Consider the following 25027-nt stretch of genomic DNA (forward strand, 5'->3'; position numbering starts at 1 on the left):
AGAAGGCATAGTGCTATTGGCTATCTCAGCCCAGAAAACTATGAATTAAAGAAAGTAGCTTAGTGGCGTGTCCAGTGTTGCCGGATCAGATCAGATATATTGTTGCCAGGTCTGCTCCCTCACTCAAGTTTAGCTTTGGTATGCCATCGTTGATTTTGATATTGAATGCGTCTATAAGCTTTACATTGTTAAAATCGATGGGGAGCCCTTCTATCATAAAACGTTTTACTTGTTGTGATAGCTCCTCTTTGTCTATATAAGTAGCGCCTACGCTAATAAAATCATCAACAGTTAAAACCTCATCCTTACTTTTGGCCTTTCTATACCGGTAAAGGTCAAGCAACATATTTCTAAGGGTGAATTTTCCATTTGATGCCAACCTGATTTGGTTATCTAGAAAAAAGGCATAGATTAGACCTCGTCTGTAGGGAAGTTTTCCATAATTGGCGTAGTCCGTCCAATAATTTGCTGCAATGGAATCATTGTGTGCCCCTTTGACCTCACTCTCGTAATGCTTTTTTAGGGTATCTTCATTCAGGTAATGCAGAAACTCCTCTTGCCCGTAAATTTTGCTGTTTGTTAAATTAATGAGGGTGGTGTAGTCATTAAACCCTTCACCAAACCATTGATGGTCAAAACTCTCCTTACCTAACATCATTTTGATCCCTAACCAGGTGTGTGCGGTTTCGTGTGCTGTTACATATTTTTCCCACGCACCAAATGTTCTTCCCAGCTTCATTACAAAGCCGTTTTTCATCCCAAAGCCACCTGCTCCTATTTCCTTTTGATTATTTTGAAGTGCCGATACGGCTAAAAAATAGAACGGAAAATCAGTATCGTTCCAAAATCTATGGATGCTTGGGAAATAGCTTTCGAAAAAAGGGCTGAGACTTCCCTGCAAATCATTCCCATACTTGTCTTTTTTCGTAGTCACACTGTAATAGGGAATGTCCATAACATTGTATTCCCTAACATCAATATTATCCCCCATGACAAAGTAAACCATTTCGGAAATTTGGTTGTAATAGGCTGAAATATTTTTCAATGGATCTCTTTGAGATGGAACAACGGAATTAAAATAGTTAAAGTTTTTGGGATGATCACGCCATATGAAAGATACCAATGGATTACTTTCATCGGTTATTTCCAAGGTAAATTGCTTATTGACCAAGGTTAATAATCCTTTGGTGATAACTGGCCTGAACAGTTCCGTTTGAGATGCTACTGTTGGCAGAGACTCATTAAACGAACCGTCTATTTCATAGCGGATCTGGTGTTTTTTAGCCCCGTTGTGATGAATGGTGATCTGTCTGGTCGCATAGTCAATTTTGACCACTTCAGGCTGGTTAACACGGATATTTTTGATGACTTTAAATATATCATTCTGTCCGCCAAAACCAGGGTCTCCGAATACAAATACAGTACTGTCCTTTTGGGATGCAGAATACGTCAGTTCGACCTCCAGTATTGAGGTATCTCCGCCCCAGCTGAGCACATAATCCATATAGGGTTTTTGTTGTGCATAAGCATGGACACAAAAAGTGGACATAAGAACGAATATTAAATAGATTGTTTTCATCTTGATAAGCCTTGTGAACTAATTTTGATAAAATCGTCTGTACTAAATAGATGTTCCTAAATATAGATAACCCATGGAAGGCGGCTCAATATAATTTCTGCGATCAGATCAATTGCCAAAAAGAAATCATCGGGAATCACACTGAGTATAGGCAGAATAACATCAATCAAATCTGGAAATACTATGCCTATGTATAGGTCCATTTGATGCTCTGTTGGAGTAAAGTGATAGCCGTAGCTATTAGGTTTTTCAGGCATGAATTTGAGATTTATCATGGCAGATATAGGTGGGGTTTATGGGTAAAAACAGATTGGAAGCCCTGTTTGACGGCGTGATTGCGATTATTATCACTATTATGGTGCTGGAAATGCGTAGTCCGGCCGGACACAGCATTGAGGCATTGTGGCCTATGGCGCCGGTGATATTCAGTTATGTGATGAGCTTTATCTACTTGGGTATTTACTGGAACAACCATCATCACATGTTGTACGTCTGTGACAAAGTCACAGCTTCTATCCTCTGGGCAAATTTGCATCTGCTGTTCTGGTTGTCTTTAATCCCATTCACTACCGCATGGATGGGGGAAAGCCGCTTCTCAGCTCAGCCGGTAGCTTTGTATGGCTTTGTCTTGCTCATGGCCTCTTTAGCTTATTGGATACTGGAATGTAGAATTATTGTTTCGCAAGGCGAGCAATCGAGGCTGAAATATGCTGTAGGGAATGATTGGAAAGGCCGTTTATCTATGTTGTTTTATCTGCTCGGTGTTCTGCTGTCCTTTGTTTCTCAGTGGCTGCCTTTAGCGATTTACATCACCATTGCAATAGTTTGGTTGATCCCGGACCAGCGTATAGAGCGTAGTCTGGAACATGACGTTAAAAGTTAAGTAAGCGATATCCTAGCGGCTTTTTGCTTGGGTGATATGCAAACGCTCGGTAATACGTACCAGATCGGTAATGGATTTGGTGCGCATTTTGTTCATTATCTGCCTTTTATGCACTTTTACGGTAATTTCACTCACTTCCAGTTCTGCCGCAATTTGTTTGATTAACAAACCGCCAATAATGAACTCCAGTACCTGTTGCTCACGTGGGGTCAGCAAGTTGTATCGGGCGGTTAGCTCGCATTGCGTGATACGATGTTGCAGGTTAGCCTGATCAGATTCTAATGCTTCAGCCACTGCAGACAATAAGGTTTCAGGACAAACGGGTTTAGTGAGAAACTCCCTGGCGCCTGATTTCATCGCCTGTACACTCATCGGGATAGAGCCAAAACCTGTGATAAAAATCACCGGCATTCTTACTCCAATACTGCCCAGCTTTTTAATAATATCCATACCTGTTGTATCCGGCATTTGCATATCCAGTAACAAGCACGCCGGCGTGTCGGGCATCGGGCTATTGAAAAAATCTTTACCTGATGCAAAAGCACGTACAGTATAACAAGCTGACTGCAGCAGTCTGACCAAGGCAGCGCGTATCGGCTCCTCATCTTCGACAATGATCACTAAGCCGCTCATTTACTTTCTCCATGTAAGCTCATTGTTTTAGTCTTGGACTAAAGGTACAGAGAATGAAAATATGCTCCCTACAGGTTGACGTCGCACTACTGATAGTTCGCCACCATGCATCTCGACAATAGAATGGCAAATAGCCAGCCCCATGCCCATACCATCTTTCTTCGTAGTATAGAAAGCATCAAACAAATGATCTTTTACTTCATCGCTAATGCCTGGCCCGGTGTCTTCAACCTTGATAAAAATAACCTGCTCTTCTTTTGTAAAAGTAGAGATAGTTAATACCCTTGGCCTGTTACTGATTTCGCTCATCGCTTCTATGGCATTGGTGACCAGGTTCAACATCACCTGTTGTAATTGCACCATATCACCACGAATATGTGACAACTTTGCATCCAGATGCAGTTCTAATGAGACGTTGCGCCTTTCAATTTCGCGGCGGGCAATGGCCAAAATACACTTCAGCACATCATGTATATCCAGCACGCTTAGCAGTGCTTTGGTATTTTTAGTTAAGGTTCGCAGGCTTTGTACAATTTGCCCTGCTCTTTGCCCTTCGGTTGCTATAGACTGCAAACTGGCGCTGACTTGTTGCAAGTCCGGAGTGGCGCGGTGCAGCCAGCGCAAGCCCGCACCGGCATTGGCAACAATAGACATTAAAGGCTGATTAATTTCATGAGCAATAGACGAGGTCAATTGCCCTATGGTCGTGATCCTGCACATCCGGGCTAAATCGTCCTGTGCGACACGTAAGGCATTCTCCGAAGCGCGCCTTGCAGTCACATCATTGACTGTGCCAACGTAATCAAGGAGTTTGCCGGAGTCAAATACAGGGCACCCCTGTCCTGTCAGGTATAAAACACTACCATCGGCTTTCAGAACACGGTATTCCACATTGATGGCTGTTTCCATTTGCACTGCGTAATGAACCCGATCTAATACAGATTTTTTGTCGTCCGGGTGAATACAAGCGGCAAAATCAGCAAATGAAATAGTGCGATGCCTGGGGTCTAAATCAAAGATGTGACAAAACTCTTCAGAGCAAACTATGGTGTTTTTATGGAGCTCCCAGCGCCAACTGCCGGTTCTGCTGATTTGCTCACCCAAAGCTAAGGATGTATCGGCCAGTCGCAATGCGTGCTCTAACTTCAGCCGCTGCTGGTTCACTTCATCAATAGCATTTTGTAAACGGGCAGCTTCTATCGTTGCCGCCGCATGGGCTGTAAGAAGCGTCAGTACATTGAGGTACTCATCACTGAATAGCTCGTCATTTTCCCATAGTTCAATGTAGAAAATTGCAATTAACTGATTTTGTTTTATGACTGGCAGGCAAATGGCTGTTGAGACGGAAAAACGCTGAAAATAAGGGTCGAGATCATAAGGAGTGTTCTGCTGGCCAATGTTGGCATACAAGAGTTTTTGTGTCTGGATAGCGTTATTAATCAATGATGTGGGTAAGTCATCCCAATTGGCTTCATAATGCACATGCTCAACCATAACACCGTCAGTGTCCGTTTGTGCTGTCGCTTCCAGTATCAGGCTATCTCCTTGTGATTTAAGCAGAAATACCCGCTGTGCGCCGGTATGTTCAATAATAATGGTGAATAAGGCTTGTAACAAAGTTGCATAATCCCCTGCTTCGGAGATAGCGTTGGATGCGCTGAGCAGAACAGATAAATGCTGGCTACTGGCATCGTCAGACATTTGTAGTTTTTTAGGCTTCATCGGGCACCAAGGTGTAGGCTGCTGCGCCAATGCTGCGGGAGCTGCTAGTCAGGATTGTGGGTTTGCTATTGGGATTATTCAAGTTTCCTTCCCTCCGTCTTGGTTATTGCCCGGGTTTCAAAGGCTCGTACAGAGAAGTCCGGGATAAATTAGCCTCAAATTCGTATGAGAAGTGGGATCAGTGCACGATGAACATCATCAACTACACTCTTAACCTAATTCACGTTGTGCATAGGCTCTGCGTAAAGCGAGAGCATCAGCTATCGCTTACTCTGATACTATAGCGGGAGCTAACAAATGGTGCGTCGCAGTAATTGCGGTCAGGTTGCAGATCTTGCGGAATAGTCGCCAATCTAAATAAAAGGGAAGTGCGTTCCTGAGTGCATATTGGCTATACTAAAAAATATTAATTTCTCAGTTAGCGCTTAATGTGCGCATGGCTCGCCGAAACACCTTATTTGAGCGTGTGATGGCGTTTGCAGGAAGCACCGCAATGATCGAATCTGACAAACTTTCTTTCAGCCAATGGTACTGCGAGGGACAACAAGCATCTTTTGTACGGGCGCGAAAAACCCCTGGCGGCATTCTGGATCTGATCGAGATTGCACGGCCAGCCGGAGATATGTCTCGTCCAGCTGTGCCAGAGCTTGTTTTGTATCAGGACCAGTTAGGTGGCGGCTGTGTCCGGGGCGATGCAGGCGGCGGAGCTTTCGATGTCAGGAGCGAGAAGGGGGCTCTTTACCTGGCAGCCCCGAATTTTGCCAATACGGTTATCGCCAGCTCCCATCATAAGCTACGCAGCTTATCCTTCTCCGTGGCGCACTGGCAAAGCGTGCTCGACGAAGCGGCCAGCGGTGGGGTATCGTGGGAAAATTTACGACTCTACAGAGGATCATTTAACTCGCCTGTTATCCAATCAACGCTACGGAGACTGTGGGTATTGTCTGAAGAAGAGGGGACACCGTCACGTCTTTTAGCCCGGGCCGCAGGTTGTGAGATATTGGCCGAGCTGTGTCTGTTAAGTGGGAAACCATTCGATTCTGCAAATGGCGGCCTTGCTCCGAGCACAACACTGCGTTGTCAGGAATTGATGCGCGCGCGGTTGTCAGAAGACATCAGCCTGGACGAGCTGGCCGCGGAGGCGCAGCTGTCACCTTATCATTTCGCACGGATGTTTAAGCAAAGCGTAGGTGTACCACCCCGTGTCTACTTCACGCAATTACGGATGGAGAAAGCCTGCGAGCTTCTTGCACTAACGGACCTTCCCATCACAGAGATAGCCTTTAAAATTGGCTACTCGTCCAGCCAGGTACTTGCAAGGGTGTTCTTCAAATATCAGCATATGAGCCCGTCCGACTATCGTCGGGCTGTCCGTGTACCATTTCTCTTTAGCACTTAGCGCTGTTTTCTTAGCAGGACAGAGCTGGCTGGGAGGACTGATTGCCATGACGGCTACCTGAACACGCTCAAATCCAGTTTACCCATTCCCCCACGTCTTGATGACTTATTGACAGGTCAGCTAAAGTTCAGACCTTCAGCGTATCGTCTATAGTTCTCAGTAAAAGTTCCACATCAACAGGTTTGGTTAGAAATAACAAAGCTCCGGCACGGGCTATACGTAGCTGAGTATTCAGATCTGCATTTCCTGAGATAAAGACTGTAGGAATACTCACTTCAACAGCTCGCAACTGTTCAAACAACTCAATACCATTAAGACCTTTGAGCTTCACATCAAGCACCATAAAATGGATGTTATTCAGCGTATCGCTTTGCAATACGGCTTCAGCTGATTCAAATAATAATGTTTTATAACCAACCGAACTTAATAAGTTATTTAGCCCTGCACGCACAGACAGATCATCATCGACAATCGCAATCAGGGCTCTGGTACCATCAAGTTTCTGCATATGACTCCTGTACTGCTCAGCGAGTAAAGATCCTTTAGAGTCCGCAGCCTTGGGTCGATTATTGCAATTATTCAGCACTCACTGAATCAACACATCAGGTGTTAGACATCGTCTTTGGTATTAGTGTCTTTTTCTGTTTTATTTTTCGATACTAAAGTGACTGGCATGCCGGTAATTTTAGGGACACACTCTGTTTTAAACCAGAGCATAGTCAAAGGCTGGCCGGCGGCCCATTGTTTAAATACAGGTACAATTTGTTCGCCAATCAGCATGCCAAGCAAACCTAACAAAGCAATGGCTGGCGGGGCAGGCGATCGCACTTGCATCAGCGCATAAATAATCCCGACCAGCAGACCGGCACCAAGCGACAACAGATATAATTTCATACAAACCTCCACTCTGGCAGAACAGCCTGAACGATTCGGGTTAGCAGACTTTATCCACCAGATAACCCGAATAGGGCGCTGTGCCCAATAAACTGACAGCTAAGCTTTGGTGCAGCAAAGATCAACTGTCAGTCACACAGTAAGGTTATTTGGCAGCGACAGGAGCCAGAGTGTCATGAGTTCCTGTTGTGCGTTGTGGTGCTTTATGTACCATGGTGTAAGCGTAATCCACACCCATACCGTAAGCACCTGAATGCTCTTTCACCAAAGTGGTCACTGCATCGTAAGTATCTTTGTGTGCCCAATCGCGTTGCCATTCCAGCAGTACTTGCTGCCAGGTCATGGGCACAACACCGGCTTGAATCATACGCTGCATTGCGTAATCGTGAGCTTCTTTGGTCGTGCCGCCTGAGGCATCAGCCACCATATAAATTTCATAGTCGCCTTCGAGCATGGCGCACAGCGCAAAAGTGGTGTTACAAACTTCAGTCCATAAACCAGCCACTACGACTTTCTTTTTGCCGTTTTTGGCTAAAGCGTCACGAACTTTCTGGTCATCCCATGAGTTCATTGAGGTGCGTTCCAGTATCGGCTTACCTGGGAATACATCCAATAACTCAGGATAGGTGTAGCCTGAAAACCCCTGAGTTTCCACTGTAGTAATGGTGGTCGGAATGTTGAAAATTTTGGCCGCTTTAGCCAGACCCACCGTATTATTTTTCATGGTTTGTCTGTCCATCGACTGCACACCAAAGGCCATTTGTGGCTGGTGGTCGATAAAAATCAGTTGGCTGTTATGTGGGGTCAGTACTTCAAGTTTAGGGTTTGCCATTTACTTAATTCCTTCTTTGGTCAGTCACAAGATCATTACAAAACTGTGTTGACTTGATTAATAAGCCTGGTTCTGTGAGCACAACTTCAGCAAAGAAAAACTTCAAAAAGCTATGCTCACTCAGTGAGAGTTAGGTAGCAAAATGGAGTAGATACAATTTTCATCACAACCCACTCGTTACCCTACTAGTCTGAAGAAATCATCAGAGCTCAACATATACTAGAAGTGCATTTGGTCTTTCACCATTATCTGTTTGTATAGCTAGACGGAATGCTGGATTTTTCCCAAACTTTATGCACTGAAAAAGTTTTTACCGCCCTGAAGCCTTGCTAGCACTGTAGTGGGCTTGCTATTTACAGAGGAGTCATACCAATGGATAAGTCTTCAAGCAACGATTTGATCCTGATTAATGGTCGTTTTCATACGATGGATAAAGAACAGCCTATCGCCAGCGCCGTATTAATCCGCGACGGCAAGTTTGTTGAAGTGGGTGTTACAGCTGAAGTACTGCGTCACCAGAATGAACAAAGCCAGGTCATTGATCTGAAAAACCATACCGTGATCCCGGGCTTAAATGACTCTCACCTGCACCTGATCCGAGGCGGTTTAAACTACAATCTGGAATTACGCTGGGAAGGTGTACCTTCAGTGGTGGATGCGCTGGCCATGCTAAGAATTCAGGCCGAACGTACACCTCATCCGCAGTGGGTAAGGGTAGTAGGTGGTTGGACTGAATTTCAGTTTGCCGAAAAGCGTATGCCCAGCTTAGATGAAATTAACAAAGCAGCTCCTGATACGCCGGTGTTTTTATTACATTTGTACGATAGAGCTTTATTAAACCGCGCTGCTTTAAAAGCCGTGGGTTACACCAAAGACACGCCGAATCCTCCTGGTGGTGAAATTCAACGTGATGCCAAAGGTAATCCAACCGGCATGCTGATAGCACGGCCTAATGCGATGATTTTGTATGCGACACTGGCAAAAGGCCCTACCTTGCCTTTATCACATCAAATCAACTCCACCCGGCAATTTATGCGTGAGCTCAATCGCTTAGGTGTAACCAGCGCTATTGATGCCGGCGGTGGTTTCCAGAATTACCCGGATGATTATCAGGTGGTGGAACAGCTGGCAAAAGATGGTCAGTTGACAGTGCGTATTGCCTATAACCTTTTTACCCAAAACAAAGGCGCTGAGCTGGAAGATTTCCAAAGATGGACCCAGATGGTGACACCTGGTCAGGGGGATGATTTTTACCGTCACAATGGTGCAGGCGAGATGCTGGTGTTTTCTGCTGCAGACTTTGAAGATTTTGTCGAACCCAGACCGGATTTAGCCGACAACATGGAGCAACAGCTGGAACAAGTAGTACGACATCTGGTGGAAAACCGCTGGCCATTCCGCTTGCACGCCACCTACAACGAATCCATTAACCGCATGCTGAATGTGTTTGAAAAAGTGAATAAAGACACGCCATTTAACGGCCTTCGCTGGTTATTTGATCATGCCGAAACCATCACTGAAAAAAATATCGAACGGGTGCGGGCTTTAGGAGGCGGTATTGCTATTCAGCACCGTATGGCATTTCAGGGTGAATATTTTGTCCGGCGTTATGGCCAGCAAGCCGCGCAAAACACTCCACCTGTGGCGAAAATGTTAGAAATGGGTGTGCCTGTAGGTGGCGGCACAGATGCAACCCGGGTTGCAAGCCATAATCCGTGGACAGCATTGTATTGGCTAGTGTCGGGTAAAACAGTAGGCGGTATGCCGTTGTATCTGGATAAAGACTGCTTGCCCCGCGATACCGCATTGGAACTCTGGACTGCCGGTAGCGCCTGGTTTTCGGGCGAAGTTGATAAAAAAGGTCGGATCAAAGCAGGGCAGCTTGCAGATTTAGCCGTACTGAGTTCAGACTTTTTTACTGTCCCTGAAGAAGAAATCAAAGGTATAGAGTCTGTGATGACAGTGGTTGATGGCAAAGTGGTGTACGCCGTCAGCGAGTTCTCCGGCCATGGCCCGGCACCGATTCCGGTGATCCCTGAATGGTCTCCTGTCACTTTAGTGCCGGGTCATGCTCGTGTGCATCCGCTGATCAGTTCTTTACCGCACCAGTGCGCCGGAGCCTGTGGAGTACATGCACATTCGCATGATGTCGCGCGTCGCTCTGATCTACCGGTATCGGACCATAATTCGTTTTGGGGAGTGTTAGGTTGCAGCTGTTTTGCTTTTTAAGGACAGGAGCTGAACCAATGAAACTAACCCCCAGTTTTTTACAACAGCCTGATACGGGGGCTGTTAGTCAGCGACGCTTTATGGGGCTGCTTCACTCCAATAAAGACGGTTTGCCAGCCTTAGTTTTGGCTGCATAGCTTTGGCTGGGGCAGAATGTTTTGCTGTCTCCCCAGCTAATAAAAAGGATCCACATTATGAGTATTGAATCTAAACATAGGTTTCAGGCCATTAGCTTAGGTTTTCTGGCTGGCTATGTGAACACCCTGGGTTTTGTCGCTTTATTTGGTTTGATGACTGCCCTGGTGACAGGTAACTTTATACTGATAGGTGCTAATTTAGTCAGTGAGTCGAACTCCGCAGTGCTGATTAAGTTTTTAGCATTTCCGGCTTTTATTGTGGGCATAGCGGCTATCCGCATCTTAACTATTTGGCTCGATAGTAAACACCAGCAAAGTTTACAAATCCAAATGACCGTTTTACTGCAGCTGGTTCTGCTTGTTGCATTTATGGTGACAGGCTTATTGGCCTCTCCTATAGGTAATGAGCAAACCACCGGAGCTATCATTTGCGGCATGTTTGGGGCAGCTGCGATGGGGGCACATAGTGCTTACACTCGTTTGCTGCTGCCTCATCTGGCACCAACATCCATGATGACAGGTAATGTTACGCAAATAGTGCTGGATGCGATGGAGCTGATTTTAGGAAAAGGGGATGCAGCCACTAAAGTAAGAATGTCTAAATCTTTATGGACTATAGCCGCATTTGCTATTGGAGCTATAGTGGCTGGCTTTTGTTACGTAACTTTGGGTTTTTGGGCTCTATTGGTGCCTATTGGCATTCTGGTATGGCTGTTACGCCAGGAACATTATTGCGACCTTGAAGCGACACAAACCAAAGAGCTGTAGCTCAGCACCGGGTATCTACAATAAATGCTCGTTCTTCCACATGCTTATCATACGCCACCTGTGGATGCTTAGTGTCGGACACATTGACCTTTCCCCAGGATTAATACCAATCCTTCGATGATATTTCTGGTTATTGACGGCCCCCATGAGCGGCGCAAGGTGAGGGGTAATCATAAGATTACCCCTCACTGTTCACTGTCGCATTAAATCATTTGTTACCTTGCCGCCAGCTCCCGGCGCACTATCTCAGCCCCCGCTGTTAATGCATTCAGTTTGCCTCGTGCCACATGGCGGGGTAACGGCGCCATGCCGCAGTTGGTGCATGGGTAGAGCTGGTGTGCGTCGACAAACTGCAGCGCCTGGCGCAACGTGGCTGCTACTTCCTCCGGCGTTTCGATAGTGTGGCTGGCGACATCAATAGCACCGACCATCACTTTTTTACCGCGGATCAGCTCCAATAGCTCCATGGGAACCCGTGAGTTGTGGCATTCCAGCGAGATGATATCGATGTTGGATTTTTGCAGCTTAGGAAACACTGCTTCGTACTGGCGCCACTCTGCACCCAGAGTTTGTTTCCAGTCGGTATTGGCTTTAATGCCATAACCATAACAAATATGCACTGCGGTTTCGCACTGCAGCTGTTTCAGGCCGTCGGCGGCTTGCTCCAAAGCGGCGATACCCCAGTCGTTTACTTCATCAAAAAACACATTAAAGGCTGGCTCATCAAACTGGATAATATCCACACCAGCCTCAACCAGTTCTTTAGCTTCCTGATTCAGAATTTTGGCAAACTCAAAGGCCAGTTTTTCGCGGCTTTTGTAATGCGCGTCATGCAATGTATCAATCATGGTCATTGGGCCTGGCAGTGCCCATTTGATTGGCCGTGTGGTTTGCTGGCGTAAAAATTTGGCGTCTTCGACAAAAACCGGTTTTTGTCGGCTTACTGCACCTGTCACAGTCGGTACGCTGGCATCGTAGCGGTTGCGGATACGGACTGTTTCGCGTTTTGCAAAATCAACGCCGTCCAGATGCTCGATAAAAGTGGTGACAAAGTGTTGGCGTGATTGCTCGCCGTCACTGACGATATCAATGCCAGCCTGCTGTTGTTCGTGCAGCGACAAACGTAAAGCGTCCTGTTTGCCCTCTGTTAATTCCTGATCCTGCAATTTCCACGGCGACCATAAAGTTTCAGGTTGGGCCAGCCAGGAGGGTTTAGGTAAGCTGCCGGCCGTTGAAGTGGGGAGTAGTTTTTTCATCAATAGGTCGCTCTTTGGTTAAATTAAATTCTGTGCTCTAAGGGCTGTTCAAGCACGCGGCTTAACAGGGCATGGTGCGGCTTAATAAAGTGCTCTTCTGCAAACTTGCCTTGTTCCACCGCTAATCGGCTGCGTTCTGCTCTGTCGTAGACTATGTCTGTGACTGCGTGATCCCGGTTCTTCAAATTCGGCTGATAACGCTCTCCGGCGGCGGCATGAGCGTTGTAAATTTCAGGCCGGTAAATGCGTTGAAAGGTTTCCATGGTGCTGATGGTGCTGGCCAGCTCCAGGTTGCTGTAGTCGTTCAGTAAGTCGCCAAAGAAGTAAAAAGCCAAAGGCGCGGCGCTGCCAGCTGGCATAAAATAGCGAACCTCTAAGCCCATTTTTTTGAAGTATTGCTCTGTTAATGAGCTTTCATTTGGCTGGTATTCAACCCCTAACACAGGATGCTGATTGCTGGTGCGCTGATAGGTTTTGTTATCTGACACACTCAGGCAAATCACGGGTGGCTTGGTAAAGTGGTGCTGGTAAGCTTCTGAATTTACAAAGTATTGAAAGAGTTTGCCATGCAGATCACCAAACTGATCCGGGATGCTGAATGTTGTCTGGTTTTTGTTATGTTCCGGCAGCACCAGGCTGAAATCGTAATCCCGCACATAAGAGGAAAAGTTATTGCCAACAATACCTTCAATGCGTTGATTGGTTTTGCGGTCGATAATAGTGGTTTTTAGTACTTCAATGGCCGGGAAGTTATGGTCATCGCTATCTGAGGTGCTATCTACATGAATAGCAACAGAAATAATATCCAGTTGCACCGAATAACGGTCTGAATTTGGGTTATCCCAACCCACCAGACTATTAAAACGCTTGTTGATCATGGCTAAGGTGTTGCGCAGATTCTGCTGACGGCGCTCACCGCGAGCTAAATTGGCAAAGTTGGTGGTAATACGGGTATTGTCTGCCGGCTGATAATGTTCATCAAAACCAATGCTTTTAATGCTAAATCTGAAGCTGTTCATCTGATCTGCTCTCCCATTTGCTACTATGTGGCTCAAATATCCGTTAAGAAGTCTGGACGTCTGAATTTGATGTGTCTGTTATACGTGGATGGCTGGGTGAAGAAAAATGGTTTTATTTCATCTGCTGTATGAAGAATATTCATGTTGGGGTTTTAGAGGAATGTGATTGCCTGCTTAGGGGGCGCACTCAAGAGGCTGCGTTCATGCTTTGCACTTAGAATGAAAGGCCTTAGGTTACAACTTGCTGGAATGGGGTTTAATCAGTATGATTAATTTTGAATCACTTTACATCAGGAGCATTGTTGTGGCACAAGCCGGAACTAAAGTTTTAACCGCACATATCCCTTTACCGTTGGCTGAAAAAGTTGACAAAATGGCTGAACGCTTAGAGCGTTCTCGCGGTTGGATTATGAAACAAGCTTTATCTGCGTGGCTGGACCAGGAAGAAGAGCGTGAACGCTTAACTCGTGAAGCTTTGGCTGATGTGGATGCCGGACAGGTCATCGATCATCAGGCTGTACAGGCATGGGCCGAAAGCTTAGGGGCAGATAATCCTATAGCGGTGCCTGGCTGATGGAACTGAAGTGGACCAGTAAAGCACTGTCGGATTTAGCCCGGCTTTACGAATTTCTGGCTCCGGAAAATAAGCAGGCTGCCGCAAAAACAGTGCTGAGTTTGACCAAAGCTCCAACATTATTGCTGAATAATCCGCGTATAGGCGAGCAGCTATTCGAGTTTTTACCGCGAGAGGTGAGGCGGATAGTAGTTGGGCATTTTGAGATGCGTTACGAACTTCAGCAGCAGACTATTTATATGTTGCGGCTTTGGCATACAAGAGAAGATCGCTGAATAAACCCATAGTGTATGAAGGCTCATCGCAACCCAATTTATCCGCAATCTTTGCCCTAATACCCATCTATCACCAAATTTCCTCCTAGGGCTGAAAAACAGCTTCTTAGTTACTGCGACTCTCCCACCGGACAATAATGCAAGAAGTCTGGAGGATCTTTCTATCGCCATTGATTCTGCCTGAGCCAGAGTAGTGCTGAACAAAAACAGACCAGACAACAGCTGGTCTGCAGCACTAGTTAGCAACAGGAGAAATCACTATGACAGTATCAAACCGCTTGTTCAGCAGCATGCTGTTGGTTTTAGCCATGATGATCAGTTTTTTTGCACAGGCCAGTTCGGATAATGCCGTTGCAGAGAAAAACAAAGACTTTATTAGCCAGGCATTCGCGAAGTGGGCAACTGGTGGCAGCACATTTTTTCAGGATGTGCTGGCAGAGGATGTGGTGTGGACTATCAAAGGCACCAGCCCGGCAGCAGGTACTTACAAAGGCCGCGCTGTGTTTATTGAGCAGGCCGTTGCGCCATTTGCGGCCCGTCTTTCTTCCTTCGTAAAACCCAGGGTGAATGACATCTGGGCTGATGGCAATGATGTGGTTGTCTATTGGGACGGATCAGCTGTTGCCGTTGACGGTAAGCCCTATAACAACAGCTTTGTCTGGATTCTCCGGATGCAGGATCTGCGTGCCACTGAAGTGATCGCTTTTCTCGATTTAACTCAATACGACGATGTGATTAATCGCATTTCGCTTGCAGAATCTATTGTAAAACCAGGAGATAAACCAATGAGTGCACAACACTCTTATGTCGGCATCTGGGTCACAGCAGATGGCCGGATCCGCCAGCAGCTACTTGCAAATGGCCGCTACGACGAGGCCCGTGGCCACAAAGAAAGTGCTTATCAGGGGCGCTACGAAGTCAAAGGCAGCCAGATTGATTACTGGGACGACACAGGCTTTACCGCAGAGGGTGTTTTTGTGGATCAAAACACCCTGCATCACGGCGGAATGATCTTTTACCGTCAGCAGTAGTTTTAGCTGCGGTTGTTTTTTAATGCTGTGAAAGCAGTTTAATTTTATAGGTGAGGCGAATAACTTTGCTATTCGCCTCATTTTTTGATTAGATTAAGTCATCTATTCGCCTCATGGAATTTTATAGTGTGGATTTGGCAACAATCTGACTGGCCTGCTTTTCGTTACGATCAGGATCAACTCAACCCGCTGTTGCGTGAAGTGCATTTTTTGCAGGGCTTATTGCTGGGTAGAATTGGCGGGCAGGGCGAAACCCAATGTCAGCAGGCAACGCTAGACACCTTGCTGGCAAATATCCTGAATTCCAGCGCCATTGAAGGTGAACAGCTGAGTCATATTTCTGTGCGCTCTTCACTGGCGCGTAAGTTAGGTTTGCAGGAAACCGAACCTGCTGCCACCAGCGCTAAAACCGATGGGCTGGCGGATATGTTGATGGATGCCATCATGGATGAGAATGCGTTGCGGGAACAGCCATTGACAGAAACAAGACTGTTGCAATGGCATGCCTGGCTATTTCCACCCGGCGCCAGTTTGTTGAACTATACAGCTGGAGGCCCCATAGTGGGTGGATGCTGGCGGGGTGATGAAACTATGCAAGTGGTATCAGGCCGCCTGGATAAGCCTAAAGTGCATTTTGAAGCGCCACCTAAAACTTTACTGGATCAAGAGCTTAATGCCTTTATCAACTGGTTTAATGCTTCGCGCCAGAACAGCGCTTTAGATCCGTTGCTGCGCGCCGCTATCACGCATCTGTGGTTTATTACTTTGCACCCGCTGGAAGATGGCAATGGTCGGATAGCGCGTTTGCTTACCGATTTAGCGCTGGCACAAGCCGAAGCTCAGTCGATCCGTTTTTATGCGATGTCGGTCGCCATACTGCAGCGCCGCCGCAGTTACTACGACATTCTGGAGCAAACTCAGCGTGGTAATTTGGACATCACAACCTGGCTGCTGTGGTTTCTTGATACGCTTAAATTGGCAATTGAACAGGTATTACAGGATATAGAGCAAAATTTGGCAAAAACCAGATTCTGGCAAAATGCTGACCACAGCCGTTTAAACAAAGAGCAAATCAAAGTGCTGAACCGTTTGTTGGACGGCGACTTTGCCGACGGCATCAGCGGCAGCCAATACGAAAAAGTAGCTAAAGTAAGCCGAGCCACAGCTACCCGACATCTGGTGCAGTTGGTAGAACAAGGCTGTCTGGTGCGCACTGAAGCCGGTGGGCGCAGTACCAGATATAAAATTGCGGGTTAGTTCTGAGAGAGTCGTTCAGAATTAATGGGCAACTAAAGCAGAACTAAAGCTGTGGTCAGAGTGAAATCTGGCCACAGCCTGGCTTAGTGATTAATCGTCAATTTCTGACAATAAATCCGGGTTGGTGACAAGGTTACGTACGCCATGAGCCATGGATTCGTTAAATGGGTTGGCCTTACACCAGGCACCCACAGTGGCAATATTTACCTTCGCTACTTTAGGACGAACACCCCAACTGACCTGAAAAGGCGAAGCCACTTCGTTGTAATCCGGGCCTGTGGTTGAACCTGCATACTCTACGGGTTCGCCTGTGTTTTGTGGAATATTCGGTGCCTGATGGTAACCATCGTCCATGCCCACTGCCGCCAGTTTGGTGAAATCCAGCGCTTTGCTGTCGTTTACCAGCACAAAAACCTGAGCTTCCACCCGCAGTTCCGGGTTTTTAATAGCTTCGCTCATACAAGCGTTTAAGGTAGCTCCGGGCGCAGCCATGGCGCTGGTGTGCACATAATGCACTTCAATGGTGTCGCCTGAATGCAGGCTGCCATGTTCGCCAGCACAGATGGGCTCTTTTACTGGTGTTAACTCGGCCTTGCTGAGTTTGCCATTGTATTTATAACCCGAGCCCATGCCTTTGCCGTCGCCAGGACCTGCGTAAGTGGTGAACTCTCCGCCTTTGTGTTCGGCGCTGACATGCATATGAATATTGCACAGGTTCATCTGCTCGTATGACGGTGCCTGGCCAAACACACGCTGGTTATTACCGGTTTTAACACCTATATCGCGCGGCGACTGTGGGCCATAGCCTTTGTCTTTGGTGGCAGCAGCCAATCTGGCATTCTGCTGAGCAATCACTTCATCGCTGACGGCATGGTGTGACGCTTTAGCAGCTTGAAGATCGCTACAGACAACAGCGGAAAATAACAGACAAGAAAAAAAAGATAGTTTCATAACATGTCCTTGGTCAGTGGTTCTGCCTGGCCAAATGCGTCACTACATATCACTACAACAGTAGTGCTTTGCCAAGCCGATACACTGTAGACGAAGCCCGGTGTTTTGCTACTTTTTTTGCCTGATTATGTCGCTGATTGGATAGATCCGGACGCAAGTGAAAGCGCATGGTGTAAAGTTGTCGGCTAGTGTGGCTTAAACATGGCTTTGTGCAGCTCCAAAAGTGTGAGGCTTAAAAGGGCAGCGCCGCAGGTCAACATGTCCTCTCTTTTGGCGGATCAAAACAGAATTTTGAACTATGAATTTTCAGTTGTAAGGGCTGGATCCCAGAATCAAATAGCATGCCACGTTACTCATCTGTTAACATTACCAGAGCGAACAGATCTTAGGGTCTGTAACATTTTTTAGGAGCAAAGTTCATGTCTTTGAACGTTGAACATTTGAGGCGAACAGCCGACACTCTGGAGCAAGCCATTCTTCGGTTAGTTGAAGTAGAGCCAACTGATGTGTTGTACGATTTGTATCGTAATGCAGCCATTAAAAGCTTTGAACTTTCGCTGGAAACTACCGGAAAACTGCTGCGTAAAGCGCTGAAATTATATGGAGGCAGTCCGCGCGAGGTGGATAAGTTGGTATTCAACGATGTGTTACGCCACGCAGGTAAACATGGTTTACTGGATATGGCTGGCGTTGAACGTTGGATTAATTACAGAGCGAATCGTAACACTACTGCACACGATTATGGTGAAGGTTTTGCCAACGAAACGCTAAAAATTCTGCCTGATTTTTTAAAAGATGTGCGCGACTTGGCCTTGGCTATTCAGGATTTATTTGATGCCCAGCACTGATATTTCTAAACTACAGCTTGAACCAAGGCATCTTACCTTACTGCTGCAAATACTCGAACAGTATGTACCGCAAGCCGAAGTATGGGCTTATGGCAGCAGGGTTACAGGCAAGGCGCATCAGGGTAGTGATTTGGATATAGTGCTGCGTAATGTGGCAAACCTGAATGTGGCTCAAAGTGATTGGAGCGAGTTACAGGAAGCATTGCAACAAAGCACTCTGCCCATTCTGGTGGATGTGCACGACTGGGCTTTGTTACCGAATAGCTTTTATCCCAATATTGAACGTGATTATGTAGTGTTGCAAAAGAGCCAATAATTTGGCCTTTCGGTGTTGCAACTAATTTGCTATCTGTCTGCCAAACTCCGCAGCTTATTCCTAACCAACAAAACCCATTGACAAGGCATCGTTCCTTATATAGAACGTTCTATATAAAGAACGATTTGGGACTGTCATGAACAAAGCTACTCTTGATACGCTGGGGCGCCATATTCAAAGTTTGCGCCTTGCCCGCGGTTTGTCGTTGTCGCAACTGGCTGCTGATGCTGGTATTGCCAAGTCTAATCTGTCCCGGCTGGAGCAGGGCAATGGCAACCCAACGCTGGATACCATCTGGCGTTTGTCTTTGCAACTGCAGGTGCCCTTTGGCAATTTGATTGCGCCAGTCAGTGCTTTGGTGGGTGAAAGTGGCGTGCAGGTGCGGTTGATTGATCAGGGCAAAGACAATCCACCTGTAGATGCCTACTGGATGTCCTGTGCACCACATACGGAGCGCAAGGCGGAAGCTCATGCTGCTGGCACTGTGGAAGCTATTACCCTGATCAGCGGTCAGCTTGAAGTAGGTATTGAAGGCAATACCAAAACTCTGACAGCAGGGCAAAGCCATAGCTTTTCTGCCGATCAGCCACATTTGTATCGTACAGGCGAAAGCTGGGCTACAGCGCTGTTGACCATTGTTTATCATCAAAGCAAGGAGGGCTTATGAGTTCAGTTGAAACGCCAGAAAGCCCTGCATGGCAGCAAGGCGCCCGTGATGCGTTGCCGCTACTCGGCGGTTATATTCCGGTGGCGATTTCTTTTGGTCTGATTGCTGTGCAATCAGGTTTTAGTGCGCTGGAAACTGTGCTTATTTCAGCTCTGATTTACGCCGGTGCCTCGCAGTTTTTGTTTATCGCCATGGTAGCCTCTGGTGCGCCGCTATGGCTGGTGCTGGTGATGACTTTGCTGATCAATGCGCGGCATCTTGTGTACGGGCCTAATATTGCGCCTTATTTATCAAACAGCCGCTGGTGGCCTGTGCTGATGCATGGCTTAACCGATCAGATTTTTGCCTTGGCTCATACAAGATTGCCGCAGCTTGCTGAAAAAGACCGTATGGGGTGGTACACAAGCGCCGCTTTGATTGCCTGGTTAAGCTGGATTGTTGGCACTGCAGTGGGCGCTATCGCAGGTGCTGAAATTACCAGCCGCTGGCCTTTATTAGGTGAAGTCATGCCTTTTGCCTTACCAGCGCTGTTTTTGGTGTTATTGGCGCCACGTTTTACCTCAGTGCAGTGGACCCTGACTATGTTGATCACCATAGTGGCAGCTCTGGTACTGAAGCTGATGGGTATGACCAATTCAGCTATTCCGCTGGCGGCTTTATGTGGGGTATCACTGTTTTATCTGCTGCAGACCAAATTAAAAGCAGAGGGCAAGGCTCATGGATAAATCGCTTTGGTTGTTAATGCTGGCCTGCGCTTTGGGCACCTTTTTACTGCGGGCTTTGCCTTTACTTTGGATGCGGCGGCATTTGGTACGTCGTAGCATCAGTCATAACACCGAAGCTATGCCGCTTTGGTTAACAGTGCTGGCACCCACCATGATTGCCGCTATGTTTGGTGTGTCTTTGGTGCCTGCCCATCCGGGCCTTAGTTCATGGTTAGCTACTGTGTTGGGCGGGCTTTGTACCATTCTGGTCTGGCGCCGCACCCGCTCTTTAGGTTGGCCAGTCTGTGCCGGAGTAGCGGTGTATGGGCTTGTTGTGGTGCTGCTTCGGATCCTGGCTTAAACGGATCACTGCACTGCTATTCTGGTGTGTTTGTATTTTCCTTTTTCGGGATTTTTTTGTTCCTGTTTCCTTGTTTAAACTGAAGCTACTGCTAAGTTTTTGACAGAGCGGCGTGTGCTGTCTGCACCTGATGGAAGCACCACAAAAATAACCGGAGACATTATGAGTGTGGATCAAACAAAGTGGCGGGATAGTTATAGCCTGCTTATTGCCCTTGGTTTTGTTGTGGCTTTTTATTTTATCTACAACAATACAGGCCACAGCCTGACCAACTGGTACTGGTTGATGCTGCTTTTTGTGGCTGTGCTGGCGGTTCTGGGTAAAGTAATTTGTGGCACCTGGAAAGGTGTATTGGTTGATGAGCGTAATGTGCTGTCTTTGTCCCGTGTGCAAATGGTGGCCTGGAGTGTTTTGGTATTAACTGCTGTATTGGCTATGGTATTGCAGAATGTCAGTCAGGACAGTGCCAGTTGTCTGATCAAGGCCGATGTCAGCTGTATTCCGGATATTCCCGGTGATTTGTGGCTGTTAATGGGTTTTAGCACAGCAACCTTGGTTGCATCTCCTGTGCTTTTAAGCAACAGCGCAGCGGCCGAGCCTGACGAAAAGAAAAGCCAGCAAATTTCTGCAGCTTTGGCCCAACAAGGTTATCAGCAGTCGGAGCAGGATCTGAGTGGCCCTTTGTACAGAAACCCGTCACCAGCAGAGGCACGTTGGTCAGACTTAATCACAGGCGAGCAAAACAGCAATTGCCTGCATCTGGATTTACCCAGAGTGCAGATGTGTTTTTTCACTCTGGTGGCTCTGTTGATTTATGGCGTGATGCTGCATGAACAACTGCTACAAGGGGATATTGCCAAAGGTTTGCCTGATTTAAATCAAGGCTTGCTGGCCATTATTGCTATCAGTCACGGTGGTTATCTGGTGAGCAAAGCCAGCCAGAATAGTGCGACAACAAACCAGGCCAGCCCGCAGGGGGCGGATAACCAACTGGCAAAATAAAGCTTTAGAAAAAGACGTTTAGTAAAAAAGCAAAGGCTGGATTAATTCCAGCCTGCTAACCCGATAAACAGCATTCAGCTTTTAATACTCAATTACCTTAGCTACGCCACGAGCTCGTGGATCGGCTGCGGCTTGCACCTTCTCTGTGCTCACTTGTATCGCCTGTATATCGCCTAAATTCCAACCCTGAGTGTGCAGTCTGTAGCCTTTTTTACTGAGTTGCTGCTGCACCTCATCGGGCAATGGGGCGTAAGGCTCCATAGTGATTTGATCTTTCGGCAATAACTGATGATGAAAGCGGGTGGCCGCTACTGCGTTTTGTAATGGCATATCAAAGTCAAACAGGTTGGTGATCACCTGAAAAATAGAAGTGATGATGGTAGAACCACCAGGAGTGCCAACCACTAAGCTGATTTTATTGTCCTGTACCAGCATGCTGGGCGTCATGGACGACAACATACGTTTGCCTGGTTCTATCGAATTCGCGTCGTTGCCCACTACACCAAAAGCGTTGGGTACACCGGCTTTGGCTGAGAAGTCATCCATTTCGTTATTCAGCACAAAACCAGCACCTTGCACTACCACGCCACTGCCAAAATCTAAGTTCAGGGTATAAGTGTTCGACACTGCATTGCCGTGTTTATCCAGAATGGAGAAGTGAGTGGTGTGATAACCCTCAAGACCAGGTTGAATAGCTTTAGTTTCAGAGATAGCTAACGCGTTGATTTCTTTAGCACGTTTATCCAGATAACTGCTGTCGAGCAATTGCTGTTGTGGCACAGTGACAAAAGCAGGATCACCCAAATACTGAGCCCGGTCAGCATAAACCCGTTTTTCCAGCTCAGCGATCAAATGCACATATTGAGGGCTGTTGTGTTTTACGTTTTCAAAATCGCTGCTGCGGCGTTGTTTTAAGCCCAAAAGCTGAGCCAAAGCTATGCCGCCTGAACTTGGCGGTGGCGCGCTAATTAACTGCTTATCGCGCCATGGCGTAACTAAAGCCTCACGCCAGCCTGCCCGGTAAGCTGCTAAATCTGCCAGAGTGATTAAGCCCTTGCCGCGTTGCATTTCCGCCACTAAAAGCTCTGCAGTTTTTCCTTTGTAAAAATCATCAGGGCCTTGTGCCGCAATGCGTTTCAAGGTTTCGGCCAGTTCAGGTTGCTTAAAATTTTCGCCCGCTTTCATGGCGCCAAAATACTGAGCGAAGTTGGTTTTTCCTTCCAGTTGCCTGAGCAAATCTGGTCTGTATTGAAAATGATCGGCTGCGATAAAACCCTGGCTGGCGTAGTGAATAGCAGGAGCTACTAAATCCTGCCATGGCAGAGAGCCAAACTTTTTATGCGCCAGCCATAATCCCATTACAGTGCCGGGTACGCCGCTGGCTTTATGGCCAATTAAGCTTAAGTTTTCAATCACCTGCTTGTCGGCATTTAAAAACATATCTTTATGGGCCGCTGCTGGTGCTGTTTCGCGGTAATCAAGGAAATAAGGCTTGCCGTCAAACCACACCAGCATAAAACCCCCACCACCAATATTACCGGCTTCAGGGTATGTCACTGCCAGCGTAAAGGCTGTGGCTATAGCAGCATCCACGGCGTTGCCGCCTTTTCGCAGAATTTGTTCGGCCACTGTTGCACCGTACTGATCGGGCGAGGCCACAGCGCCATGGCCTGTTACTTGGGTTTCCGCCGCCTGTAACGGAGAAAAACCTAATGAAAAGGTGACTACTAAAACAGAGAAAAAAACGCGGTACGTCATAACTCATATCCTTGCTGTATTTACCCTGTTTTAACCTGTTCAGCCTTTGATGACAAGAGTTTCCGCAGACTCATTACCTGAAACTCAGCCTAAACAATCGGGCCGGAACAGGGTCTGTATGCAGAGGTAAGTACAACGGAAAGTGCAGATATAGATATAGAAGGCAGCATAAAATACTACGGGCTCTGTTTATTCATGCCAGTACTTTGAACAAAAGCCGCAGTGTTGTTGTTTCTTTTTTGAAATTTCTTTCCTTTTCTGATTTAGCAACTAGAGTTTTCAAAACAGGTAAAAATGGCAGGCTAGAGCCCAGCAAAACCTGTTGCTAAAAAAGTGATGATAAAACAAAGGAAGGAATACCGCAGATGAATACCTTAAAAAAACTACTGATCAGCAGTTTGGTTTTAGGCTCGTTTTTGCCTCAGATGGCGTTGGCAAATCAGGCGTATGCCAGTTCCGCATCAGCTGCAGCTTCGGCTTGTCCTGTTGATCCAAACTGGTTAAAAAATCCGTCTTTACCCACTGAAGTGAAAAAAAGTGGCGCTGATGGTAGCTCGAATTTTTGTGATTTTTATCAGTTTTCTACTCAAACTTTTTTGTATCTGATGTCGCAGGATCCTAATGGTCAGCGTAATTTTATGAATCAGGCTAATTACCCTGTACTGGAATTTAAAGACGATGGCAGTCCGGCCAATTCCTGTGATAACAGCATCACAGGGCCAACCTTGAGAACTGCTTTAGCCAAAGCCGGAGCCGGTACTTCGGTGACAACAGGACAAGCAGGGGGCGGTGCCACTATTTATGCGCAGGATGGCAATGTGGTGTATTACGATGTGCGCTTTAGCAAGTCGTTATGTGCTTTAACCGGCAGTGCAGTTGAGATGCAAAAACAAAATATCATCAATTTTCCTGCCGGCACTATGGAGCTGAAATTTGGCTGGAAAGTGTTGTCAGACGCTGAAATAGCGTCAAATGCCTTCGTGACCCAAAAACAAAGTATTGGCGGTAAAAATGTGACTTTGGGTCTGGCTGGTATGCATATGGTCGCTGCGACTAAAGATCATCCAGAGTTTGTCTGGACTACTTATGAGCATATAAACAATACGCCAGACTGCACTCCACCTGATGCGCAAAATGGCAATGCCTGGACTTTTGCCAGCGCCAGCTGTACTGCCGCTTTGCCGGGCTCTGCAGATGCGGCTAATGCCTGTAAATTTAATCAGCCGCCAAAAAATCAGACAACCCCTACAGGGACTCCAACCAATATCTGTCGGGTTCACCCTTATGGCACCGCATCCGGTGATCCCAAAGCGGCACAGAACCTGACGGACGTAACAACTCAAAACTCTGAGTTGCTGAGTTTATTAACGCAACCTACCACTCCGGCATCTATGAAAGTGCTGGCCAATTATTTTACTGTAGGCGCACTCTGGGTCAGTGATATCAGCCAAAGCTCAGGTGGAGTAGGGGTTCCGAATGAACGGGGTTCGTTGCGTTTAGCCAACTCTGTCGCTGAAACGGATTATCAGCATGTGAACCTGAACAGCACCTTTGCCAGCAACTGTTTTGGTTGCCATAACTATGCAGGCACAGGGCAACAGGTCAGCAATAACATCACCACTCAGGCGCTGAGTCATATTTTTAAAGACATTAAAATAGGTCAGGGCGAAAACATTGATGTAACCTCCACTACCACTATTGGTGATAACAGCATGGCTGCTGGTATTTGTGGTGGCGAAAAAGGTGTGTGCCAAAGCACTGCAAAATACCTGAAGTGGAACGGCAACTGGACCAACGCTAATTCGAGCGCTGGTTCTGTCTGTGGTTGTACAGGTATCTAGTACCTTTTCAATTTAATTCTGATCGATTGAGTTACCAGTCAGTTGGTAGCTCATGGACCGGAACTAAGACCGTAATTGCCCTGCTTTGATG

At 46.9% G+C, this 25027-nt stretch carries 25 protein-coding genes; 15 read left to right on the forward strand and 10 right to left on the reverse strand.

Going from position 1 to position 25027, the window contains the following annotated elements; all coding sequences use genetic code 11:
- Positions 1 to 85 precede the first annotated feature (85 nt).
- The gene (locus J2W69_RS19745; protein WP_310281788.1) at positions 86 to 1579 is read right to left on the reverse strand and encodes a gluzincin family metallopeptidase; all 1494 of its coding nucleotides are present in this window, start codon (positions 1577 to 1579) and stop codon (positions 86 to 88) included.
- 295 nt (positions 1580 to 1874) lie between these two features.
- Here J2W69_RS19745 and J2W69_RS19750 point away from each other — a divergent pair, with 295 nt between their 5' ends.
- Positions 1875 to 2462, forward strand: coding sequence for a TMEM175 family protein (locus J2W69_RS19750; protein ID WP_310281790.1), 588 nt, complete (start codon positions 1875 to 1877; stop codon positions 2460 to 2462).
- A 12-nt stretch (positions 2463 to 2474) separates the two neighbouring features.
- Here J2W69_RS19750 and J2W69_RS19755 read toward each other — a convergent pair whose 3' ends face one another.
- Both J2W69_RS19755 and J2W69_RS19760 read right to left on the reverse strand, forming a co-directional pair.
- Positions 2475 to 3095, reverse strand: coding sequence for a response regulator transcription factor (locus J2W69_RS19755; RefSeq protein WP_310281792.1), 621 nt, complete (start codon positions 3093 to 3095; stop codon positions 2475 to 2477).
- 27 nt (positions 3096 to 3122) lie between these two features.
- Positions 3123 to 4817 (reverse strand): ATP-binding protein, encoded by a 1695-nt coding sequence (locus J2W69_RS19760; RefSeq protein ID WP_310281794.1) that lies wholly within the window; start codon positions 4815 to 4817, stop codon positions 3123 to 3125.
- 493 nt (positions 4818 to 5310) lie between these two features.
- Here J2W69_RS19760 and J2W69_RS19765 point away from each other — a divergent pair, with 493 nt between their 5' ends.
- Complete coding sequence (locus J2W69_RS19765; protein ID WP_310281796.1) at positions 5311 to 6216, forward strand: helix-turn-helix domain-containing protein; 906 nt, start codon at positions 5311 to 5313, stop codon at positions 6214 to 6216.
- Between the two features lie 127 nt (positions 6217 to 6343).
- Here J2W69_RS19765 and J2W69_RS19770 read toward each other — a convergent pair whose 3' ends face one another.
- The 3 genes from J2W69_RS19770 to J2W69_RS19780 form a co-directional block, all read right to left on the reverse strand.
- Positions 6344 to 6724, reverse strand: coding sequence for a response regulator (locus J2W69_RS19770; protein ID WP_310281798.1), 381 nt, complete (start codon positions 6722 to 6724; stop codon positions 6344 to 6346).
- A gap of 101 nt (positions 6725 to 6825) precedes the next feature.
- Positions 6826 to 7110: a XapX domain-containing protein gene (locus tag J2W69_RS19775; protein ID WP_310281799.1), complete on the reverse strand. Its 285-nt coding sequence runs from the start codon at positions 7108 to 7110 to the stop codon at positions 6826 to 6828.
- A gap of 145 nt (positions 7111 to 7255) precedes the next feature.
- Positions 7256 to 7942 carry a hydrolase gene (locus J2W69_RS19780; RefSeq protein ID WP_310281801.1) on the reverse strand — a complete coding sequence of 229 codons (687 nt, stop codon included), beginning with the start codon at positions 7940 to 7942 and terminating at the stop codon, positions 7256 to 7258.
- 372 nt (positions 7943 to 8314) lie between these two features.
- Between J2W69_RS19780 and J2W69_RS19785 the strand changes: the two genes are divergently transcribed.
- Both J2W69_RS19785 and J2W69_RS19790 read left to right on the forward strand, forming a co-directional pair.
- Positions 8315 to 10171 carry an amidohydrolase gene (locus tag J2W69_RS19785; RefSeq protein WP_310281803.1) on the forward strand — a complete coding sequence of 619 codons (1857 nt, stop codon included), beginning with the start codon at positions 8315 to 8317 and terminating at the stop codon, positions 10169 to 10171.
- A 194-nt stretch (positions 10172 to 10365) separates the two neighbouring features.
- Positions 10366 to 11076, forward strand: a complete 711-nt coding sequence (locus J2W69_RS19790; RefSeq protein ID WP_310281804.1) for a YoaK family protein — start codon at positions 10366 to 10368, stop codon at positions 11074 to 11076.
- A 215-nt stretch (positions 11077 to 11291) separates the two neighbouring features.
- Here the strand turns inward: J2W69_RS19790 and J2W69_RS19795 are convergent, their stop codons facing one another.
- Together J2W69_RS19795 and J2W69_RS19800 are read right to left on the reverse strand one after the other, a co-directional pair.
- On the reverse strand, positions 11292 to 12332 hold the full coding sequence (locus J2W69_RS19795; protein WP_310281812.1) for a methionine synthase: 1041 nt from the start codon (positions 12330 to 12332) through the stop codon (positions 11292 to 11294).
- 23 nt (positions 12333 to 12355) lie between these two features.
- On the reverse strand, positions 12356 to 13351 hold the full coding sequence (locus tag J2W69_RS19800) for a DUF1852 domain-containing protein (RefSeq protein WP_310281814.1): 996 nt from the start codon (positions 13349 to 13351) through the stop codon (positions 12356 to 12358).
- A gap of 304 nt (positions 13352 to 13655) precedes the next feature.
- On the opposite strand from J2W69_RS19800, the gene J2W69_RS19805 reads away from it, so the two are divergent.
- The 4 genes from J2W69_RS19805 to J2W69_RS19820 all read left to right on the forward strand — a co-directional run bounded on the left by J2W69_RS19805 (position 13656) and on the right by J2W69_RS19820 (position 16488).
- Positions 13656 to 13925 carry a CopG family ribbon-helix-helix protein gene (locus J2W69_RS19805; protein WP_310281815.1) on the forward strand — a complete coding sequence of 90 codons (270 nt, stop codon included), beginning with the start codon at positions 13656 to 13658 and terminating at the stop codon, positions 13923 to 13925.
- Positions 13925 to 14200, forward strand: coding sequence for a type II toxin-antitoxin system RelE/ParE family toxin (locus tag J2W69_RS19810; RefSeq protein ID WP_310281816.1), 276 nt, complete (start codon positions 13925 to 13927; stop codon positions 14198 to 14200). Before J2W69_RS19805 ends, J2W69_RS19810 begins: the two co-directional genes overlap by 1 nt.
- A gap of 260 nt (positions 14201 to 14460) precedes the next feature.
- The gene (locus tag J2W69_RS19815; protein WP_310281817.1) at positions 14461 to 15231 is read left to right on the forward strand and encodes an Atu4866 domain-containing protein; all 771 of its coding nucleotides are present in this window, start codon (positions 14461 to 14463) and stop codon (positions 15229 to 15231) included.
- A gap of 126 nt (positions 15232 to 15357) precedes the next feature.
- Positions 15358 to 16488: a Fic family protein gene (locus J2W69_RS19820; protein ID WP_310281820.1), complete on the forward strand. Its 1131-nt coding sequence runs from the start codon at positions 15358 to 15360 to the stop codon at positions 16486 to 16488.
- A gap of 90 nt (positions 16489 to 16578) precedes the next feature.
- On the opposite strand, the gene J2W69_RS19825 is transcribed toward J2W69_RS19820, so the two are convergent.
- A complete protein-coding gene (locus J2W69_RS19825) occupies positions 16579 to 17439 on the reverse strand; it encodes a delta-class carbonic anhydrase (protein ID WP_310281822.1) in 861 nt (286 codons plus the stop codon).
- Between the two features lie 419 nt (positions 17440 to 17858).
- On the opposite strand from J2W69_RS19825, the gene J2W69_RS19830 reads away from it, so the two are divergent.
- From J2W69_RS19830 to J2W69_RS19855, 6 genes are all read left to right on the forward strand, one after another.
- Positions 17859 to 18287, forward strand: a complete 429-nt coding sequence (locus tag J2W69_RS19830; protein WP_008898661.1) for a nucleotidyltransferase substrate binding protein — start codon at positions 17859 to 17861, stop codon at positions 18285 to 18287.
- On the forward strand, positions 18274 to 18603 hold the full coding sequence (locus J2W69_RS19835) for a nucleotidyltransferase family protein (protein WP_310281828.1): 330 nt from the start codon (positions 18274 to 18276) through the stop codon (positions 18601 to 18603). The genes J2W69_RS19830 and J2W69_RS19835 overlap by 14 nt, the downstream gene beginning before the upstream one ends.
- Before the next feature lie 136 nt (positions 18604 to 18739).
- A complete protein-coding gene (locus tag J2W69_RS19840; RefSeq protein WP_310281830.1) occupies positions 18740 to 19270 on the forward strand; it encodes a helix-turn-helix domain-containing protein in 531 nt (176 codons plus the stop codon).
- A complete protein-coding gene (locus tag J2W69_RS19845) occupies positions 19267 to 19995 on the forward strand; it encodes an AzlC family ABC transporter permease (RefSeq protein WP_310281832.1) in 729 nt (242 codons plus the stop codon). Before J2W69_RS19840 ends, J2W69_RS19845 begins: the two co-directional genes overlap by 4 nt.
- Positions 19988 to 20335 carry an AzlD domain-containing protein gene (locus J2W69_RS19850; protein ID WP_310281834.1) on the forward strand — a complete coding sequence of 116 codons (348 nt, stop codon included), beginning with the start codon at positions 19988 to 19990 and terminating at the stop codon, positions 20333 to 20335. The genes J2W69_RS19845 and J2W69_RS19850 overlap by 8 nt, the downstream gene beginning before the upstream one ends.
- Positions 20336 to 20497: 162 nt before the next feature.
- Positions 20498 to 21337, forward strand: a complete 840-nt coding sequence (locus J2W69_RS19855) for a hypothetical protein (protein WP_310281836.1) — start codon at positions 20498 to 20500, stop codon at positions 21335 to 21337.
- Between the two features lie 81 nt (positions 21338 to 21418).
- Here the strand turns inward: J2W69_RS19855 and ggt are convergent, their stop codons facing one another.
- Positions 21419 to 23095: a gamma-glutamyltransferase gene (gene ggt, locus J2W69_RS19860; RefSeq protein WP_310281838.1), complete on the reverse strand. Its 1677-nt coding sequence runs from the start codon at positions 23093 to 23095 to the stop codon at positions 21419 to 21421.
- Positions 23096 to 23460: 365 nt separating this feature from the next.
- On the opposite strand from ggt, the gene J2W69_RS19865 reads away from it, so the two are divergent.
- Positions 23461 to 24936 carry a mannan-binding protein gene (locus J2W69_RS19865; protein WP_310281840.1) on the forward strand — a complete coding sequence of 492 codons (1476 nt, stop codon included), beginning with the start codon at positions 23461 to 23463 and terminating at the stop codon, positions 24934 to 24936.
- The last annotated feature ends 91 nt before the right edge of the window (positions 24937 to 25027 follow it).

This window comes from Rheinheimera soli (genome assembly GCF_031457405.1).
GTDB classification, from domain to species: Bacteria; Pseudomonadota; Gammaproteobacteria; order Enterobacterales; family Alteromonadaceae; genus Pararheinheimera; species Pararheinheimera soli_A.